Here is a 20375-nt window from a genome sequence, read left to right as displayed (position 1 = left end):
CTTTATTTGCATCAAAATACTATTAAATGGCTAAAAATTTACTCATTGTAGAATCTCCGGCGAAAGCCAAAACCATTGAAGGATACCTGGGCAAAGACTTCACCGTTAAGTCGAGCTACGGCCATATTCGCGACCTGGTTAAATCGGAAGATGCCATTGATATTAAAAATAATTTCGAACAGAAGTACGAAGTACCAGCAGATAAAAAGCAGATAGTAAGCGAGTTAAAGAAATTAGCTAAAGAAGCCGAAATGGTTTGGCTGGCATCGGATGAGGACCGTGAGGGAGAAGCCATATCATGGCACTTATTTGATACTTTAGGCTTAAAAGAAGCCACAACAAAACGCATTGTTTTTCACGAGATCACTAAATCGGCCATAACCAAAGCCATTGATAACCCTCGTAAAATAGATTATAATTTAGTAAACGCCCAACAGGCACGCCGTGTATTGGATAGATTGGTAGGTTTCGAACTCTCCCCTGTTTTATGGAAAAAGGTTAAACCATCATTATCAGCCGGTCGTGTACAATCGGTAGCCGTACGGTTAATTGTTGATCGCGAACGCGAGATCAATAAATTTAAAACCGAAGCCGCTTTCCGCATCGTTGCCATCTTTGGTAAAGGACGTGAATCGTTTAAAGCAGAATTACCGGAGCGTTTTACAAAACAGGAAGATGCCGAAAAATTTTTAACCGACTGCATTAACGCTGCGTTCAACGTTAAAAGTTTAGAAACACGCCCAACAAAACGTGGCCCTGCTGCCCCTTTCACAACATCAACCTTACAACAGGAAGCCAGCCGTAAACTGGGCTTTTCGGTATCACGTACCATGTCGGTAGCGCAAAAGCTGTACGAATATGGAAAGATAACCTATATGCGTACCGATTCGGTTAACTTATCCGATACTGCCTTAAACGCTGCCGAAAAACAGATCACATCTGCCTACGGCGATAAATATCACCAGTTACGTAAATTCAAAACCAAATCGGCAGGCGCACAGGAAGCTCACGAGGCCATTCGTCCTACCTTTTTTGAAAACCATACTACCGATGGTGATCCATCGGAGCGTCGTTTATACGAATTGATTTGGAAACGTGCCATAGCATCACAAATGAGTGAAGCACAGTTTGAGAAAACCGTTGCAAAGATCAGCATATCAACCCGTAGCGAAGATTTAGTTGCTAACGGCGAAGTGATGAAATTTGACGGTTTCCTAAAGGTATATTTGGAATCATCAGACGACGAAGAAGAAGAAATATCAGAAGATGGCGACAACGCTATCCTGCCACCATTAACTAAAGGGCAAAGTTTAGCTTTGCGCGAAATGACCGCTACCGAACGTTTCTCTCGTGCTGCTGCAAGATACACCGAGGCCAGCCTGGTTAAAAAACTGGAAGAATTAGGTATCGGTCGTCCGTCTACCTACGCTCCTACTATTTCAACGGTACAAAACCGTGGTTATGTGTTGAAGGAAGACCGTGATGGGAAACCCCGTAATTTCCGTGTGTTGACTTTAGCCGATGGCAACATTAATAAAGAAGAAAAAACCGAAAATACTGGTGTTGAACGTTCAAAACTATTCCCTACTGATATCGGTGCTGTAGTTAACGACTTTTTAGTTCAACACTTTAACGGCATTGTCGATTTTAATTTCACCGCCAAGGTTGAAAAACAATTTGATGAAATAGCCCAGGGTTTAACCGAGTGGACGGATATGATCCGCTCGTTCTACACCCCTTTCCACGAAGAGGTTGAAGAAACTACCAAAAATGCCGATAGGGCAAATGGTGGCCGTGATTTAGGTATCGATGAAAAATCGGGTAAAATGGTTTCTGTACGTATTGGCCGCTACGGTCCGTTCGTTCAGATCGGCGAAAGCGAAAGCAAAGAAAAAGTTGAAGGTCAGGAAAAACCAGTATATGCCAGTCTGCGTGCAGGCCAAATGATGGAAACCATTACGATGGAAGAAGCCATGGAACTTTTCAAACTGCCTAAAAAAGTAGGCTTTTTTGAAGACAAGGACATGACGGTTGCCATTGGTAAGTTTGGCCCTTACATACGCCATAACAGCGCGTTTTACTCTTTACCTAAAGGAATTGACCCGTTAGATGTACTGGAAGAGCAAGCCATAGAGATCATCAAAGAAAAACGCCAGAAAGATGCTGAAAGGCTCATCAAAGTATTTGATGAAAACCCTGAAGTAAAAATACTAAATGGCCGTTGGGGCCCGTATATTGAGTTTGAAAAGCTCAACGTAAAGATCCCTAAAGACCGCGAGCCACTTAGTTTAACTTTTGAAGAAGTTAAAGCCTTAGCTGAAATAGCCGAAAAGGAACCAAAGAAATTTGGCAAGTTTGGCAAAAAAGCCGCGCCCAAAGCAGCACCGGCTAAAAAGCCTGCCGCTAAAAAAGCTCCGGCTAAAGCCAAAGCTAAAACTGTTAAAAAATAAATACACCGCTTTTTTTATTCTTGTATGAAAAAAGATCTGCCCGATAATGATGTTAAAGATATAGCCATTGCTGTAGCGCTTGAGCGTGAGAGCATTGAAAGTAAAATTTGGTACGTGTACCTCATTAACCTCAAAAAAGTGGCTATTGAGAATGTGCTGATCACATCAAAAGGATATGGAGAGAAGAATGGGGAAAAGGTAAAAACTTCGGTTTTAAGGCATATGATACCTATTGTTGAGGCGAATGGTTTTAAATTGATAGAACCTATTGACGAAGAAACCTTTGGATTAAACAACGAGTATTGGCTGAGTTATTACATTGACGGCAATATTTACGACAAGAAATTCATCTTCCTTCCCGAAAGTATCGTCGACTCAAATTTTATCAAACTACCGGTTTTAAACAAACCAGGTGTTATGATCCTGTAAAAGGTCTTCATCAGTTAAACCTTCGTGGCGTAAAACCAGGCTACGTGGATGAACCAACGCAGTGATGAAGTTTTTCAACTTTGGAACTAAGTATCTCATGGCGGCTGGTATTAATTATTTGATATACATCAAATTATAGTCCACATTTTCGCCAGCGTTAATAAAAATGACTAACTGGTCATGGTTTTACATTACAATTACGATCCTTGTATTTTGCAATCGTTTTAATTATCAAAACAGATAAGCACCGGGAATAGTTTACTGTATAAATTACTTGGATGTGTATTTAAATACAGTCAGCGTATTTTAAAAAGCGCATAAATTGTGCTAATTTTAGCTATGATTGAACAGCTTGATCTGCAAAACATATTGGTGCTTGATATTGAGACGGTACCGCAACATCCGAACTTTGACGAGGTCTCTCCTGCCCTGCAAAAACTGTGGGCGGCCAAAACCCAATATCAGCGTAAAGACGAAACTCCCGAAGAATTTTACGAACGGGCAGGCATCTGGGCCGAGTTTGGTAAGATCATTTGTATATCTGTTGGGATATTCACCAAAGAACAGCCTATTGGTCTAAGAATCAAATCATTTGCCGGGCATGACGAGAAAGAATTGCTGATACAATTTAAGGCCTTGCTTAAAAAGCAACCTGCCAATATGGTAATGTGCGCGCATAACGGGAAAGAATTTGATTTTCCGTACCTATGCCGCCGGATGCTGGTTAATGGGATACAGTTACCATCGCAACTGGAAATATCGGGCAAAAAGCCCTGGGAGGTAAACCATTTGGATACGATGGAACTGTGGAAGTTTGGCGATTATAAAAGCTATACATCATTAAGCTTACTCACCGAGATATTCAATATACCAACACCAAAGGATGATATTGATGGCAGCCAGGTTGGTCATGTTTACTGGAACGAGAATGATTTATCAAGAATATGTGTTTATTGCCAAAAGGATGTAGTGGCTACGGCCCAGCTCCTCAGGCGGTTTAGGGGGGAAGAGTTAATTGCGGATGAGAACATCACCATTGTATAATTTATGTTAGAGGTAAAAGATCTGATCGTTCAGTTTAAAACAAAGGATGGTATTTTTAATGCTGTTAAAGAAATATCTTTTAAAATTGACAAGGGCGAGGTGCTTGGGATAGTTGGCGAATCTGGTTCAGGTAAATCTGTTACTTCCCTGGCTATCATGAGGTTACTAGAACCATCGGTTACTATTATTCAAGGTAAGATATTGCTTGATGATGTGAATTTGCTTGACCTTAAAGAGAAGCAAATGCGCGCCATCCGGGGTAATCGGATAGGCATGATATTCCAGGAACCAATGACATCGCTGAATCCGGTTTTAGATTGCGGCTCGCAGGTTGCCGAAGCCATCAGGCTCCATAAAGGTTTAAGTAAACGGGAAGCCCGGATGCGTACCATCGAGTTATTTAACGAGGTGCAACTCCCCCGCCCCGAAGAAATTTACAGATCATACCCTCACGAAATATCAGGCGGACAAAAGCAACGGGTAATGATAGCCATGGCGCTATCATGTGATCCGGAAATATTGATAGCTGATGAACCAACCACCGCGCTTGATGTAACGGTGCAAAAAACGATAATTGAATTGCTGCTTCGTTTAAAAACAGAGCGCAACATGAGCCTGATATTTATCTCGCATGATTTAGGTGTGATAAGCGAAGTTGCTGATCAGGTGATGGTAATGTACAAAGGTGAGGTTGTTGAACGCGCCAGCATTACTACGATATTTAACAACCCCAAACATCCATATACCAAGGGTTTATTGGCTTGTAGGCCATCAACAGCGCATCATTTAAAATACCTGCCTACCGTATCCGACTTTTTGAAGTTTGACGAAGAAGGCGAAATGATCAAAACCAAACAAAATATACAGGATATCCAGCAGCAAAACGCCTACAGCATCAGCGAGATGCAACAACGTAAAACCGAACTGTATTCGCAGGAACCCTTTTTACGGGTAGAGAACCTTTGCAAATGGTATCCGGTAAGCAGCGGCTTTTTAAAAATATCAAAAAACTATGTAAAAGCGGTTGACGATGTGAGTTTTGAAGTTTATAAAGGCGAAACACTCGGACTGGTTGGAGAATCGGGCTGCGGTAAAAGCACTTTAGGGCGTAGTATATTACGACTAATAGAACCGACATCGGGCCGGGTATTATTAAACAATGTTGACCTGCAGGAATTAAGCAGCGAGCAAATGCGACAGATGCGCCGCGATATCCAGATCATTTTTCAGGATCCTTACTCCTCTTTAAACCCACGCTTAACGGTTGGTGAATCTATTATGGAGCCATTGCGCGTTCATCATCTGTATGACAACAATACCCAGCGTAAAGAACGGGTAATGGAATTATTGCGCCGTGTAAATTTAAATACCGAACACTTTAACCGTTATCCGCACGAGTTTTCGGGCGGGCAAAGGCAGCGTATTGTTATTGCACGGGCTTTGGCTTTGCAGCCGCAGTTTATTATTTGCGACGAATCAGTTTCGGCGCTGGATGTTTCTGTGCAGGCGCAGGTATTGAATTTGTTAAGGGAATTACAGCAAGAGTTTAACCTCACCTATATCTTCATCTCGCACGATCTATCGGTAGTAAAACACATTGCCGACCGGATAATGGTGATGAATAAAGGCATTATTGAAGAGGTTGGCGACTCCGAGCAGGTATATTATAATCCTACCAAAGACTACACCAAGAAGCTTATTGCTTCAATACCTGGAATGCCTAAAGTGATGTAAGCTTTACAGCGACATTTGGGTTGCTGTATGAATATCCGTGTTCTGGTAATCCTTCTCAACCAATCCGTCGCGCATACGCACTATTCTGTGGGCGTGTAAGGCAATATCTTCTTCGTGGGTAACCAATATAATGGTATTACCTTTTGAGTGGATCTCTTCCAGTAAAGCCATGATCTCGATAGATGTTTTGGTATCTAAGTTACCGGTTGGCTCATCGGCTAATATAATTGATGGGTTATTGATCAAAGCACGGGCTACGGCCACACGCTGGCGTTGTCCGCCCGATAGCTCGTTGGGTTTGTGATCCATACGGTTACCTAAGCCTACATTCTCCAATGCTTTTTTGGCGCGTTCTTCGCGGGTTGCTTTGCTTATGCCGGCATAGATGAGCGGTAAGCCAACATTATCTAAAGCGGTATTGCGGGGTAATAAGTTAAAAGTTTGAAAAACGAAGCCAATTTCTTTATTACGCACTTCGGCCAATTCATTATCCGTCATGCGGCTAACATCGGTACCATTCAATACGTAATCGCCTTTTGATGGGGTATCCAGGCAACCCAAAATATTCATCAAAGTTGATTTTCCAGAACCTGAAGGACCCATCAGCGCCACAAATTCGCCTTTGTTAATGGTTAACGTAACTGATTTTAAAGCATGGATAACTTCGGTTCCGATAACATATTTGCGGCCAATATCTTTGAGCGTTATTAATGGTTGCATCCGTTTTTATTTGTTTGACTAAGATAGGATACCAAATGTTACAGCTAACATGCAAGTTTATTATTTAGTTCCCCCTTTAGGGGGTTAGGGCGCTACCCTATCACCTTAGCTACCCTGAAATAATCAGCATTCTTTTCTGGCGCGTTTTCTAAAGCTTCTTCGTGAGTAATTTCCTGTAAAACAACGTCTTCACGGATGCTGTTGGTAATCTCAGTCATGTAAACTAAGGGTTCAACACCTGTTGTGTTTACCTCGTTTAGCTTGGCCATAAAATCCAATACTTTGTTCATATCGGCAGCCATATCTGCTTTTTCGCTGTCTTTAATGTCCAGGCGGGCAAGGTGAGCTATTTTGTCGACGATTTCGTTATCTATTGTCATGGTATGTCAAAGATAAAAAATTAATGCGATTTGGGGAGAGCGTTAATGCATGCCCGTTTTAGATTTGACAACTTTTAAAAAGTTGTCAAATCTTTGTGCAGAGATTTATGATATAGAAACAGACTTATTCCTATTTACTTCGTTAAACTTATCGTTAATGGTATTGTAAACCATATCTTTCAGCATGTCAGCATCATCAACGGCAAGGTTTGCTGTTTCAATAGGTTTGTGTACAAAAATATCGCAGATACCGGGACGGCTGCCCAGCTTGAAACCGCTATCCCATTGAATGTGCCAGGTGTTCAAGGAAGTTACAGGCAGTATCGGTATTTTTAATTCGATAGCCAGACGGAAAGGGCCATTTTTAAATTCGTGTAATACCGGGGGATAATCATCCCCTATTTTACCTTCCGGGAAGATGATCAGGGTTACGCCATTCCTCAAATTTTCTTCAGCTTTTTTAAAAGCTTTGAATGCTGATATCTTACTGTCCCGGTTAACGGGGATATCAACCGTTTTAGCGAAGATGCTGAAGAAAGGATTATTGGCCAGTTCGGCTTTGCTGATAAAGTTGTAATTGTTTTTAACAGTGATACACATAGATAGTATATCCAGATTTGAGGTATGGTTTGGGCAAACGATATAAGTACGGCCCCAATCGATAGCCTCCTCATGCTTAATGTTGAAGAAGATACCCGATGCAGTTGCACTAAAGTAACTGCAAATACGGCGTAGCTTGTTGAGTATGGCGTATCGTGATGGTTTTCGGGAATAAAAATAGAGCAAAGGGTACATGATACCCAAAGCTACAGCAGCTGTAAAAATATAGTAAAAGTTATGTAGCCGACGTAAAAAAACGATCATATCCTCAACATAAGTAAAAGCGCTTCCACGGATTTGCAATCTACCATACTTCACTTCTAAATTTCTGATCAATGGTGTTGAACACCTGATCTTTAAGCATATCGGCATCATCAATGCTTAAATGCGTGGTTTCGATGGGTTGGTGAACGTACACATGGGCTATACCCGGTCTACCACCGGTTTCGAGGCCGGTATCCCAAATGAGTTTCCAGTTATCCATACAGGTAACGGGCAATATGGGCAGTTTGAGTTCGATAGCGAGGCGGAATGGGCCATTTTTAAACTCGTTTAATTGGGGTGGGTAATCCTCCGGAATTTTTCCTTCCGGGAAGATCACTAGCGAGCGGCCATCCTTTAAGTTTTCGGCTCCTTTTTTAAATGCTTTAAAGGATGACATTTTACTTTCCCGGTTAACGGGGATATCTACACTTTTAAAAAATATAGCCAGGGCCCAGTTTTTTAAAAAAGCATCTTTACCAATATAATGGAAGTTATTTTTGAGCGCACGGTTAATTGCTGTAACATCCAAACTTGAGCTGTGGTTGGGGCAAATGATGTAGGTGCGGCTCCAATCAATAGGTTGCTCATACTTTACCCGGTAAAAAATTCCGGATATTGTTGAACTGCAAAAGCTACAATAACGCCTTAACTGATTCATTACAGCATAACGTGAGGGTTTGCGCGAATAAAAATAGAGAAGTGGATAGAACAGTGCAACGAAAAAGCCAACGCTGTAACGGTAAAAACGGGCGTGGATTTTTTTCAATATCAATTTCATGGTCCTCAAAAATAGAAAAAATACTTACTTTCGCCCAAATGGAAACTGTTGTTAGCGGTATACGTTCTACCGGAAAATTACACTTAGGAAATTACTACGGAGCAATTCAAAACTTCGTAAAAATGCAGAACGAGTTTAACTGCTATTTTTTTATTGCCGATCTGCACTCTTTAACCACGCACCCCACTCCTGCCGATCTTCACGGAAACGTAAAACAAGTATTGGTAGAGTACCTGGCTACAGGTATTGACCCCGAAAAGGCAACCATCTACGTACAATCTGACGTGCCCGAAATTGCCGAACTCTACTTATATATGAACATGAACGCCTATATGGGCGAGCTGGAACGCAGCACATCGTTTAAAGATAAGGTTCGCGCTAATCCGGATAATGTGAATGCCGGTTTGTTAACCTACCCTGTTTTAATGGCGGCAGACATATTGATCCACAAAGCAACCAAAGTACCTGTAGGTAAAGATCAGGAACAACACCTTGAAATGGCCCGTACTTTTGGTAACCGTTTTAACCGCTTGTATGATAATGAATATTTCCCCGAACCTTACGCATTTAACTACAGCCACAATTTGGTGAAGATACCGGGTTTAGATGGCAAAGGTAAAATGGGAAAATCTGAAGGCGAGGCCAACGCGGTTTATTTATCAGATTCGCCGGAAGTTATCCGCAAAAAAGTAATGCGTGCTGTTACTGATGCTGGGCCAATGGTTGAGAATCAGGAAAAGCCGTCGGAAATACAAAACCTGTTCGATTTGATGAAGGTAGTATCATCCGCAGATGTGATAGCTCATTTTGAGGATACTTATAATAAAATGCAAATCCGATACGGCGATTTGAAAAAGCAATTGGCCGAGGATATGATCATCGCTACAGCGCCAATGCGTGAGAAAATTGACGCTATTGCTGCGGATTCGGACTATTTGAGAAAGGTTGCTAAGATGGGTGAAGAAAAAGCCCGTGAAAGTGCGCAGAAGACGATTAGAGAAGTAAGAGAGATTATAGGGTTCAAAAGATTCTAGAGCCCCCTAACCCCTAAAGGGGGAATAATTAAATCGCATTTTTAATATTTGTTATTGATGGCGATTTAATTAATTTGCACTATCATTAATAGGAATACTATCATTTAAACTAAACCCCTTGCTCCCCCTTTAGAGGGCTGGGGGGCTAACTTTATCACATGCATATAGCCATTGTTGGAAACATAGGAGCCGGAAAAACTACGCTTACAGAATTATTAGCCAAAAACTACGGCTGGGACCCTTTGTACGAGGCTGTTGATAATAACCCTTACCTGGAAGATTTTTACAGCGACATGAAAAGATGGAGCTTTAACTTACAGATCTATTTTTTGAATAGCCGTTTCCAGCAGATCATCGAAATACAAAAGAGCGAACGGCAGATCATTCAGGATAGGACGATTTATGAGGATGCCTTTATTTTTGCGGAAAACCTGCACGATATGGGTTTGATGACAACCCGCGATTTTGATAACTACCGCGCTATATTTGATAATATTACCGATTTTATTAAACCACCCGATTTGCTGGTGTATTTAAAAGCATCGGTACCAACACTAGTGAGTAATATACAACGCCGTGGCCGTGAGTACGAGAGCGGCATCCGGTTGGATTACCTATCCAAACTGAACGAAAAATACGAGAAGTGGATAGATGGTTATAAACTGGGTAAGCTTTTGATACTGGATAAGGATAACCTTGATTTTACTAATAACCCGGAAGATTTGGGTACCATTATACAATTAATTGAAAGAGAGATAAACGGCTTGTTTTAATTAGATAGATGAAATCCCGTTTCCTTGCCTTTATCGCCATAGCTTTTATTTTATCGGGTTGTACCAAGAACCTGGACCTGAGCTATTTTAGTATGGATATGCCCGCCGGTTGGGATTATCAGCCGGGTAACGGAACGGATTCTTTTGTGGGTACCATCACCACATCATCTGGTACTATTAGTTTTGAGTATAGCACTAAGGGTTATGCGAGCAGCCTGATATCTACAGAGCAACAATACCTGTCGGATCAGAAAAACTGGGCAACATCGCTTTGTTATTTTTGTGAGCCGGGCGTTAACTATGTTCCCACACAGGATGTTGATACCGAAAAAAAACGTTTGGCATCCAAAGACACCGCCGTAGTAAAGGTTGAACCTACTATTGAGTACACTAAAAGTATATATAAGCCAGAAGGTATATGGAGAAAATATTATCCCGGAGCCGATTACCTGGCAGAACTGAGATATAAAGACAGTACTATATTTGTCCCGATTAGGATACCGCAATCTATAAAAAAACATAACCTGCATATTGATACTACGGCCCAGTTCATCGTGAAAACGGTTTCGCCTAAAGTTGGGGAAACTGGTACTACCGGTGTTTATTATAAGAGCCGCAGCACCGCGCTTAACTTTAACATAAAGGGCGAAGAACTATCCGCTGAAGATCAGGAGAAAGCTTTAAAGGCTTTCAAAACTATTAAGTTAAGGGAAGAATGAAAATATTAGGCATAATACCGGCACGTTACGCATCTACCCGTTTTCCGGGTAAACCTTTGGTTGATATTGCCGGTAAAAGCATGATACAGCGGGTTTATGAGCAGGCTAAAAAATGCGCAACCTTAACCGAAGTGATTGTGGCCACCGACGATGAGCGCATTTTTAACCATGTGCAACAATTTGGCGGCGTAGCCGTAATGACTGCCGATACCCACCAAAGCGGCACCGACCGTTGCGCCGAAGTTGCCCAACAGCATCCCGAATACCAGGTTATTATTAACATACAAGGCGACGAGCCATTTATTGAGCCAGAGCAGATTGATAAAGTAGCAAGCTGCTTTACCGAAGATGGTACCCAACTGGCAACCCTTGTCAAAAAAATACAAACTACCGAAGAGCTTTATAATTTCAGTTCGCCAAAGGTTATTTTAAATAAAAACTCTGAGGCTATTTATTTTTCACGCTCGCCCCTGCCTCATGTTCGCGGGCATGAGCCGCAGCAATGGCTTTACCACTATACTTACTACAAACATATTGGCATTTACGGCTACCGCAGCGATATTTTGCAGCAGGTGACTTTGCTGCCCGTATCATCGCTTGAAAAAGCCGAAAGTTTGGAGCAACTCCGCTGGATTGAGAACGGCTATCGCATTAAAGTTGCAGAAACTGAGTTGGAAACTTACGCCATTGATACGCCTGAGGATCTGAAGAAGTTGCTGAAGAGTTTGTAATAAATAGCCATCAAGGCTTGCTTAAATCTCAATATCTAACTAATAATCGAATCACAAATGCACCCAAAATCCATAATAACTCTGCTTCTTTTTTTGGGAATGAGTTTATTCACCCAGTGCTTATTTGCTCAGCAAGATTACTTTATTGTTAAAGGGAAAGACACTGTTTATTGCCTTTTTAAGGAAAAGAATAACTTTAGCGGCCCTAACAAGATGAGGTATACGTTAGAAAATTCGGAACAAACCCGAACAATCCGCCTGGATAGTATTTCCGAATATCGTGAAAAGTCGATCACCTATGTAAAACGCCTTTTACCTAAAGAAACCGATTCCACTTTTGTACAATGGATATACCGGGGTAAAATAAATTTCTATCGGCAGGTTGTTGTATCTTATGGCGGATCGGCCCCAGGTATGTACGGCGGTGTCGGAGTTACCGGGGTAGGAGTTACAAGGTCTGAAAGGTTAATTCCTTACGCAGCTAAGGGCAACGCACCGTTAACGTATATTAGCACGGGCGACATATTTGGAACGCCAAAAGCAAAAAAACAACAGCTTTATGATTTGCTTGCCGATTATCCGGAATTGCTCGACAAGTTTAAAGCCAATGACGATTATACTACAACCGATGCTGTTAAAGCAGCGATACTTAGGTATAATGATTTTTTTAGTTCGGCCAGGGGTTACTACGTCAATCAAAAAGGAGACACCGTAAACTGTAAAATAGTTGATAAAATAGCGGCATCAGCCAGCCCCGACAGCTTGGCTTACAAAACTCCAGGTGCCACGAAATTTAAACCACTTGCGTTGGATAGCATTAAAGAATATACTTTTTTGGGGACGGTGTTTACCAGACATGCGGTGCCGGGCACACCAAATGGATTATTTATGAGTTGTGAAGAAAAAGGCAATCTAAATTTGTATCAACACATAAACGCGAACGACAAAAAAAGCTGGTATTTATCAAAAGGCAACGGCCCCTTAACATTGATAAAAGGCAGTGGTCCGAAAAAACAGCAAGTCAAAGCCTTCTCTGAATTGATTGCCGACTACCCGGAACTGCTGACGCAATTTAGTAATTCGGACTATGATGAAACGATCATCCGCCGGACAATCATCACTTATAATAAAATGAAAAAGGGTTAGTAGTAACGATTATTCATAATTTTCGCACATTGCAGGAAATAATTAAGAGTTAAGATGCGGAAAGTTAAGACCTTGTAACATCGGTAAATACCAATAAAATTATTACTGAGGTTATTGAAAGCATTAAACAGAACACAAAGATTGAGCATGTAAAAGAAAAACCTTATATAAACGAAAACGGAAGTCCGTTTCTTTCGATCTGATCTTCCGTTTTCACCTTTTGTATAACCGTAGTCATTCAATAGGCACCAAGCTTTTCTGTACCGACCATGATCCGTTCCGTTCGTCTGCTCTCACAAGCTTCTGATCTCCTCCGCGATCTTTTACTTTTCAGTTTTGCTTTCTTCCTTGCGGTTTCTGCCAACTGTGTAACACCTTTTTTAACCTTTCCTCATTCCGTTAAAAACATCTCTCGATATTTTCGCGTCTCCTGATTCTTGCCGGACTCTCCCTTGATCTTTAGTTTTTCTCCGAAGATTTAAACCCGATTCAATTTCTGAATTTCCAAGGCTGCCATTTACTTCTTTCTTGTTGATTCTAATATAGGGTACTTTTCCAGATCAGGCAACAAAAAAATGATGCATTTTATAAACATACTTATAAACCGTAAACCCATAGTTATAAACACTTTGAGAGGTTTTAATTAGTCCGAAATTTCATATAGTTAACTATTTTAAGTAAGCTTTTTTTAAGGATATTAACATTCTGTTTATTAACCATTTATATCCTTCACGGGATACGCAAAAGATAATATTCTTCCCGTTTTGCCCTACACCACGAAAAATTTGTGTTAAATGCAGATGAATTTGCTGTTAATTAAGACCATTGCCTATGAACAGGCATCTGTATCAAAAAGCATAAGGCCTGTGCGATTCCCTACCAACGAGAGTGTGTAGGGAGGGGTTTATACAGTATACATGGCAAATATACAACCTGCCACCGCACACAAGCAATTGTCCCCCAAAAGTCCAATAAAGCAAACCTGTTGATCGATAGGCTATTACTCCTTTAAACCCTTTGCTCCAACTGTGTAAGCGTTCTTAATAACCGGCGCACTTCAAACGGGTTGCGCAGGTAATATTTAGCCGCCGAATTATTGCTCCCTATTTTAATTGTGATTGATTCTGGAGGTAAGGCCCGAAAGATATCCTCGTCGGTATGATCGTCACCTAAAGCCATTACAAAATCGTAATCTTGATTTTCTAACAAGGTAAGGGCCGCCCTCCCCTTGTTGATCTCCATATTTTTCACCTCGATAACTTTATCTCCTGGTAAAATTTGAAGGCCTTTATCGGATACAAGATATTTAAGATTGCTCATCAACTCGTTCGAGCGTAATTCGCCCAGGCCGTCTTCCACCTTGCGGAAATGCCATACCAGCGAGTATGTTTTTTCTTCGATGAACGAGCCTGGCGTACGATCAACATAGCTTTCAAGTACCTGCATCACGTCGGGTTTCCAGTGATCGGTTAAACCTGGGATACGATGCCATTTTTGGCCGTTAAATTTAGTCCAGGCACCATGCTCGGCAACCAGTTCGGTATTGGTATCGCAAAACCAGTCGTTCAGGTTTTCGTGTTTACGGCCGCTGATGATAACGACGTGATTTGCCGGATCGGAGGTTAAGTTTTCCAGCAGATCGTACAAATCTTTGTCGGGAATAGCCTGATCTGCCGTAGGTTTAAAGTTAACCAACGTGCCGTCGTAATCTAAAAATATGATGCGCTTGCTGGCGTTGGCAAATTGTTCTTTAATATCCTGCTCGGTTTTGTAGCTTACATGCTTGGTACGTAGCGATTGCTGCATCTCTTTAACTTCGCCCAGCTTTATCATAAACAGCTTAACCCAATGCGTAACATTAAACTTAGCTACAATGCTGCGCATGTGAATCATGCGGCGCTTTTTTTCGGTGGCATCCATTGTTAAAGCCGTTACCATTGCATTGCAAACCTCAACCGTATTGGTAGGGTTCACAATAATGGCTTCGATCAGTTCTTTGGATGCGCCTGCCATTTCGCTCAGTATCAAAACGCCATCGTTTTTGGTACGACTGGCCACGTACTCTTTACTCACCAAATTCATACCATCGCGCATAGGCGTAACCAGGCAAACATCCGTTATGTGGTAAAGTGCCGAAAGGGTTTCTATCGGGAAGGAACGGTAATAATAATGGATAGGATTCCAATCCATAGTACGGTGCATGCCGTTAATATTACCCACACGCTTATCTATCTGATCGCGCAGCTCTTTGTACTGCGGCACAGTATCCCGCGAAGGGACAACGATCATGTAAAGTGAAACCTTCTCTTTGTATTCGGGATGTTCTTTGAGTAGCATTTCAAAGGCATGCAGGCGTTGTAATATCCCTTTACTGTAATCAAGCCTATCCACCGAAAGGATGATCTGTACGCCTTTAAAGTTATGTTTAAGGAGTTTGATCTGCTCCAGTACTTCGGTCTCTTTGGTTAACGAAGCATATTTCTCGTTATCAATACCCATCGGGAAAGATTCTACAACGATAGACCGATCACCATTATTAATAATATTAGATGATGAATGCACCGGAAGTAGCCTTGTTGCCGCGCTTAAAAAATGCCGGGCATCATCAAAAGTATGGAAACCTAACAAATCGGCACCAAGCATACCCTCCAGCAGTTCGGTACGCCAGGGTATCAGGCGGAACATTTCGTAAGATGGGAACGGGATATGCAGAAAAAAACCAATAGATATATCAGGAAGTGCGGTACGTATCAAATTTGGCAATAAAAGCAATTGATAATCATGAACCCAAATGGTATCGTCGGGTTCGGCAACGCTTAGTACTACATCGCGGAATTTTTTGTTTACTTGCTGGTAGTATTCCCAATTACTTTGCTTGTAATTGGCATAAGTGGAAGCGTAATAATGGAATACCGGCCATAGTACATCATTTGAAAAGCCCTCATAATATTCGTTGATCTCTTCTTGCGAAAGGTAAACAGGCACCAGGCTCAAATCACGTAATTGATCGGTAATGCCTTGCTGTTCGGCCTCGGCAACATCAACACCGGGCCAGCCTATCCAAACGTTGTCACCTTGTTTGTAAATGGAGCCTAAGCCGGTTGCCAGGCCGCCTTCGCTTGGCTCAAGTTTGTAGTCGCCCTCTTGTCCGGTGATCTTTACAGGTAGTCGGTTTGATATGATGATGGTCTTACTCATAAAATCAGTAAAGTTTATGAATAAAGGAAACTAGACCTATTTTGTTTGTAAAAAGGCTGTTATTGAGGATTTGATAACAAAAAAGGGATACGAAAAATTCGCATCCCTTTCAATATCAAATATTTTAATTTAACTATTTTAAAGATGCTTTGATCTTTTCAGCTTCTTCTAAATGTGCTTTTACCTTAACCAATACCTTACGGGCAAACTCACGGATATCCGGGTAAGTGCTATCAGCATTTTCGTGGTAAAGTTCTTCAGCAACTTCGTGGTCTTTAACCATCAGCTCCATGTAAGCTTTATCAAACTCAGCACCTGTTTTTTTAGCCAGGCTATCTAAAACAGTGCGGTGTTCATTGTTAACCGTACCTTTCAGTAATACATATTTATGATCAGCAATAGTATCTAATTCAACACCTGCTTCCGAGTGATCTTTGATCATCATGGCAGCAAATTCGGTAACTTCTTTATTGGTGGAGTTTTTCTCGGCAATTTTTGAAGCTGCAATTTCGGTTAAACCGCCTTCGTGAGCTTCTTTTATAAATGCTAAACCATTGGCGTTAACGTTGGTACGCACATTGTAAGCCTTTTCTCTTTTCGGACTGCAAGATTGTAACGATGCAGCAGCAAACGCGGCCAGCATAATAAAACTAAGTGATTTGATTTTCATCAGGCTATAATTTGTTTTTGTTATATGGGGCAAAACTAATAAATTTTACAGAAAAATTGATCACTTTTTTCGGCCTAAAGCATATTTTATTCCACCTAAAAGGTGCTGAGTAAAAAGGGTATCAGTAGTAAAATCTTCTTTGGTATGGCCAAGCGCGGTATAAAATGCTTTGCCACCTTCAAAGTTATGATACCAGGCTATCGGGTGGTTACCGTTCATCTCGCCACCGGTGTAGCTTTTCTCATCAACACTTATCAGTACTTTGATATCCGGGTTTACATCCTTAAAGTTATACCACTCATCAGTATGGGGCCAGTTGGCCGGCAGCATTTTGGTTGAGATATTAGTTTGATCATTAATTACTAAGTTGGCTTGCTGTATTTTAGGATGCTTTATAAAAAACGCGCCAACCAGTTTGCCATACCATTCCCATTCAAACAAACAATCGGTAGCGGCGTGGATACCCACAAAACCACCACCTTTATGAATGTAGTTTTGAAACGCCGATTTTTGCTCATCGGTAAAAAAGCTACCGGTAGGGCTTAAAAAGATCACCGCTTTATAGGGCTTCAAATCAGCATCGGTAAACTTTGCCGGGTTGGTTGTAGTATCCACATCAAAGTTATTTTCGGCACCCAGTTTTTGTATCGCGAGAATACCATCCGCAATACTGGCATGATGATAACCCTTGGTTAACGAAAAGATCAACACTCTATCCTTAATGGCGGGTTTAAACGCCATCAGGCAAATAACTATCAATACTATACCAATCTTTTTCATCGCGTTAAGCTAAATTACGGCCGGCGTTAACTATACCATATACCGTGCGCACAATCAGTTTATTGTAAACAGAATAAAATTTATCGTCGGCAGGTAAGGTGTTCAATTGTTGCAAAGCGAAGTGCTGCAAAATAACCAGCGGCAAAACGATCTTCTCGCGGATAGCGATAGATTTACGTTCAACCGGATACTCCTGCATTAACACTTCCGAATCTGTTAAGGTGAGCAATAGTTCGCTGGTTAAGTCAAACTCGTCTTTCAGCATCTTCCAGAAAGCACCGAAAGTTTTATCCTCAGCAAGGTAAGCCGTAATACGGAAATCAGATTTCGACATCGACATCATACAGTTGTCTATCATCGTTTTGAAAAAGCCTGAGCTTTTATAAAGTCCTTTTAAACTATTCCAGTGGCCCTCGTCCTGCATTTGTTTCAATGCGGTGCCTACGCCATAAAAGCCGGGAATATTTTGTTTTAACTGGCTCCATGAGGTTACAAAGCTAATGGCACGCAAGTCTTCCAGTTTTAATTCGCTGCCAGCGTTACGTTTGGTTGGGCGGCTGCTAATGTTGATGTTAGATAACAACTTAAGCGGGCTCATCTTCTCCAGGTACTTCAAAAACAAAGGATGCTCACGCAGATCCATGAATTTTTTATAGCTGCTTTCGGCCATGCTCGATATCAGTTCCTTATGCTTATCATCAACCAGATCATTACTATTAGGATGCATGGCCGATACAATACCCGCGTTCACTAACTGCTCCATATTAAACACCGCGGTATCCTGCGAGCCATAAAGTGAACTCACAGTTTGCCCCTGAATAGTTAACTGAATATGATCGTTAGCTATTTCTTTACCCATTGACGAGTAAAAACGGTGTGTTTTACCACCACCACGAGCCGGGGGGCCTCCTCTCCCATCAAAAAACGCCAGTTCAATGCCATATTTCAAAGCCATGGCGGTAAGCTCAACCTTACCTTTATATATAGACCAGTTGGCCATTAAATAACCACCATCTTTAGTGCTATCGCTAAAGCCCAGCATAATGGTTTGCTTGTTATTGCGGCGTTTTAAATGTTCTTTATAATAAGGATGGGTATATAGTTTCTCCATCACATCGGCGGCGTTAGCTAAATCGTGAACGGTTTCAAAGAGTGGCATAAAATCAACACTCAACTGCTCTTTTTTCCACCCCGACCATAAAAACAGGTTCATCAATTGTAAAATGTCCGATGCTTGCTGGCAGTTACTGATGATGAATCGCTGGCAAGCCTTCTCGCCACCCGATTGTTGAATATCTTTCATCAACCTAATGGTTTGCAAAGTATCTTTTACCAGGGCATCAGCATCATCAAGTGGGCTATAATTGATCTCGGTAAACTGAATAGCTTTTAGCTTATCATCCTCCTCCAGATCAAAATACTTGCTGCTGGCAGCGCTTTTAAGCGAACTGTTATCGGTACAATATTGATATACATTACGCAACACACGGCTATCCTGCCTGATATCCAGCGTAGCAAAGTAGCAGCCAAATAGCTTAACCTTGCGTATCATGCTATCAACCAAGCCAACAAACAGCGAGTAATGGTCTTTTTCCAAAACATCTTTAACTGTACCTAAATGAGTTAATATTTCATCCTTTTGGTTTGTTGGTTTAGGGTTAGCATTATAGGCATTTTGGTATAATATGTTTTCGAGCGCACCCATAGCCTGGTTAACACCACGGAAGGTGATGCGTTTTTTCATCTCCTTAAACTCGCGGTAGTAGCAACGAAAAATGGAGCGGCGCAAGTGCCCTACAACCTCTTCGGTACTTTTTGAGGATACGTTAGGGTTACCATCCCTATCGCCACCGGGCCAAAAACCAAGCTCAATAACTTCATGATCGCCTTTGCCATCAAATTGTTCGTCAACTTTAGCCTGTATTAATGCTGCCGAGTTGTAAAATATGTTTTCAAGGAACCAGGCCAGGCTAACTGCCTCATCAACAGGAGTTGGCGAAGTTTTATTAAAGAAAGGCGTTTTACCTAATTGTTGTAATAGTAAGTTAACCGAGTTAATATCATCGTGCTTTAATGCCTCGCTCAAATCAGTCATGATACCTAACACCGGTCCCGGGTAAAATTGAGTTGGGTGAGCGGTAAGCACCAATCTCAACGAAAACTTATTCAGTTTTTCGCCGATGGTTTTACGCATCTCATCGCGGCTTTGGGCTTGTTGTAGCAAACCTTGTAAAGTACCCCCGCCTTCATCGGTATGGCCAAGTTTGTTAAAAGCGGCATCCTCTATCGAATCAAACAATACAACTTGCCTTTCTATATATTGAATAAACCGAAACAAGCGGTTTAAACGTTCCTCACGGTCAATATCCGGTACATACTTTTCGAAAAAACTCCGGATAATGTCAAGCGGAGCCATTTGTTCTGCCGCGCCATGCTCGCAATGTGAACTAAAAAATGGCAATAAAATCCCTGTATCCTTAACCTGGTAAAATGGCAGCGTTAAAAACAAGCTATTGTATAGCTCAAAACGGGTAACAACTTCCTGGTTAAAAGCTGTTTCTTTTTGACTGAGTTTTAAAACCGAGGTCATAGATGTGTAGTGTTTGTTTTGATTGTTGATGTTATTTCTTAGTTAGGTTATCGGGTTATTTCTATCAAGTTAACAGGCTATTTTGGCCTTAATAACTCAATAATTAACAATTCGATAACTAAATATTAAGTGTGTGATTAGTACACCTGGAATTCCGGAGGCTGAAAATAGGCAAATTAGCTGAATAAACCCTACTTAATTGTAAATAATCCAGTAAATAGGTATAGTTTGTATTATATCGGTAATATTTATGGAAGAATTGAGCTAAGTGTATATCATCAATCCCCGTAAAATCTGATCAAACCAACTCACTATTCACAACGTTCTACTCACCA

General features: G+C 41.3%; 18 protein-coding genes. 9 read left to right on the top strand and 9 right to left on the bottom strand.

Going from position 1 to position 20375, the window contains the following annotated elements; all coding sequences use genetic code 11:
* Positions 1-26: 26 nt before the first annotated feature.
* On the top strand, positions 27-2450 hold the full coding sequence (gene topA / locus ABIN91_RS15750; protein ID WP_348052183.1) for a type I DNA topoisomerase: 2424 nt from the start codon (positions 27-29) through the stop codon (positions 2448-2450).
* Positions 2451-2474: 24 nt separating this feature from the next.
* Positions 2475-2879 (top strand): hypothetical protein, encoded by a 405-nt coding sequence (locus tag ABIN91_RS15745; RefSeq protein WP_348052182.1) that lies wholly within the window; start codon positions 2475-2477, stop codon positions 2877-2879.
* On the opposite strand, the gene ABIN91_RS15740 is transcribed toward ABIN91_RS15745, so the two are convergent.
* Positions 2850-2978: a hypothetical protein gene (locus ABIN91_RS15740; RefSeq protein WP_348052181.1), complete on the bottom strand. Its 129-nt coding sequence runs from the start codon at positions 2976-2978 to the stop codon at positions 2850-2852. The genes ABIN91_RS15745 and ABIN91_RS15740 overlap by 30 nt on opposite strands.
* A 240-nt stretch (positions 2979-3218) precedes the next feature.
* Here ABIN91_RS15740 and ABIN91_RS15735 point away from each other — a divergent pair, with 240 nt between their 5' ends.
* Positions 3219-3923 carry a 3'-5' exonuclease gene (locus ABIN91_RS15735; RefSeq protein WP_348052180.1) on the top strand — a complete coding sequence of 235 codons (705 nt, stop codon included), beginning with the start codon at positions 3219-3221 and terminating at the stop codon, positions 3921-3923.
* Between the two features lie 3 nt (positions 3924-3926).
* Positions 3927-5657, top strand: coding sequence for an ABC transporter ATP-binding protein (locus ABIN91_RS15730; protein ID WP_348052179.1), 1731 nt, complete (start codon positions 3927-3929; stop codon positions 5655-5657).
* A gap of 3 nt (positions 5658-5660) precedes the next feature.
* On the opposite strand, the gene ABIN91_RS15725 is transcribed toward ABIN91_RS15730, so the two are convergent.
* The 4 genes from ABIN91_RS15725 to ABIN91_RS15710 form a co-directional block, all read right to left on the bottom strand.
* Entirely contained in the window at positions 5661-6377 is a 717-nt protein-coding gene (locus tag ABIN91_RS15725; RefSeq protein WP_348052178.1) for an ABC transporter ATP-binding protein, read from the bottom strand.
* Positions 6378-6469: 92 nt separating this feature from the next.
* Entirely contained in the window at positions 6470-6757 is a 288-nt protein-coding gene (gene gatC, locus ABIN91_RS15720; protein ID WP_348052177.1) for an Asp-tRNA(Asn)/Glu-tRNA(Gln) amidotransferase subunit GatC, read from the bottom strand.
* 105 nt (positions 6758-6862) lie between these two features.
* Positions 6863-7693: a lysophospholipid acyltransferase family protein gene (locus ABIN91_RS15715; RefSeq protein ID WP_348052176.1), complete on the bottom strand. Its 831-nt coding sequence runs from the start codon at positions 7691-7693 to the stop codon at positions 6863-6865.
* On the bottom strand, positions 7662-8399 hold the full coding sequence (locus ABIN91_RS15710) for a lysophospholipid acyltransferase family protein (protein WP_348052175.1): 738 nt from the start codon (positions 8397-8399) through the stop codon (positions 7662-7664). Before ABIN91_RS15710 ends, ABIN91_RS15715 begins: the two co-directional genes overlap by 32 nt.
* A 38-nt stretch (positions 8400-8437) precedes the next feature.
* On the opposite strand from ABIN91_RS15710, the gene trpS reads away from it, so the two are divergent.
* From trpS to ABIN91_RS15685, 5 genes are all read left to right on the top strand, one after another.
* On the top strand, positions 8438-9433 hold the full coding sequence (gene trpS, locus ABIN91_RS15705; protein WP_348052174.1) for a tryptophan--tRNA ligase: 996 nt from the start codon (positions 8438-8440) through the stop codon (positions 9431-9433).
* Positions 9434-9591: 158 nt separating this feature from the next.
* Positions 9592-10206 carry a deoxynucleoside kinase gene (locus ABIN91_RS15700; protein ID WP_348052173.1) on the top strand — a complete coding sequence of 205 codons (615 nt, stop codon included), beginning with the start codon at positions 9592-9594 and terminating at the stop codon, positions 10204-10206.
* Between the two features lie 8 nt (positions 10207-10214).
* Positions 10215-10925, top strand: a complete 711-nt coding sequence (locus ABIN91_RS15695; RefSeq protein ID WP_348052172.1) for a hypothetical protein — start codon at positions 10215-10217, stop codon at positions 10923-10925.
* Positions 10922-11656 (top strand): 3-deoxy-manno-octulosonate cytidylyltransferase, encoded by a 735-nt coding sequence (kdsB, locus tag ABIN91_RS15690; RefSeq protein WP_348052171.1) that lies wholly within the window; start codon positions 10922-10924, stop codon positions 11654-11656. The genes ABIN91_RS15695 and kdsB overlap by 4 nt, the downstream gene beginning before the upstream one ends.
* 99 nt (positions 11657-11755) lie before the next feature.
* Positions 11756-12802, top strand: coding sequence for a hypothetical protein (locus ABIN91_RS15685; protein ID WP_348052170.1), 1047 nt, complete (start codon positions 11756-11758; stop codon positions 12800-12802).
* A 1008-nt stretch (positions 12803-13810) separates the two neighbouring features.
* Here the strand turns inward: ABIN91_RS15685 and ABIN91_RS15680 are convergent.
* The 4 genes from ABIN91_RS15680 to ABIN91_RS15665 all read right to left on the bottom strand — a co-directional run bounded on the left by ABIN91_RS15680 (position 13811) and on the right by ABIN91_RS15665 (position 20040).
* Positions 13811-16000 (bottom strand): bifunctional alpha,alpha-trehalose-phosphate synthase (UDP-forming)/trehalose-phosphatase, encoded by a 2190-nt coding sequence (locus tag ABIN91_RS15680; protein WP_348052169.1) that lies wholly within the window; start codon positions 15998-16000, stop codon positions 13811-13813.
* Positions 16001-16133: 133 nt separating this feature from the next.
* The gene (locus ABIN91_RS15675) at positions 16134-16670 is read right to left on the bottom strand and encodes a DUF4142 domain-containing protein (RefSeq protein WP_348052168.1); all 537 of its coding nucleotides are present in this window, start codon (positions 16668-16670) and stop codon (positions 16134-16136) included.
* Between the two features lie 60 nt (positions 16671-16730).
* Entirely contained in the window at positions 16731-17450 is a 720-nt protein-coding gene (locus ABIN91_RS15670) for a ThuA domain-containing protein (protein ID WP_348052167.1), read from the bottom strand.
* 4 nt (positions 17451-17454) lie between these two features.
* Entirely contained in the window at positions 17455-20040 is a 2586-nt protein-coding gene (locus ABIN91_RS15665) for a phosphoenolpyruvate carboxylase (RefSeq protein ID WP_348052166.1), read from the bottom strand.
* Positions 20041-20375 lie beyond the last annotated feature (335 nt).

The sequence above is a fragment of the Mucilaginibacter sp. genome, assembly GCF_039921305.1.
GTDB lineage: Bacteria > Bacteroidota > Bacteroidia > Sphingobacteriales > Sphingobacteriaceae > Mucilaginibacter.
Note: the sequence above shows the minus strand (reverse complement) of the source record. Positions and strands in the feature narration are given on the sequence as shown.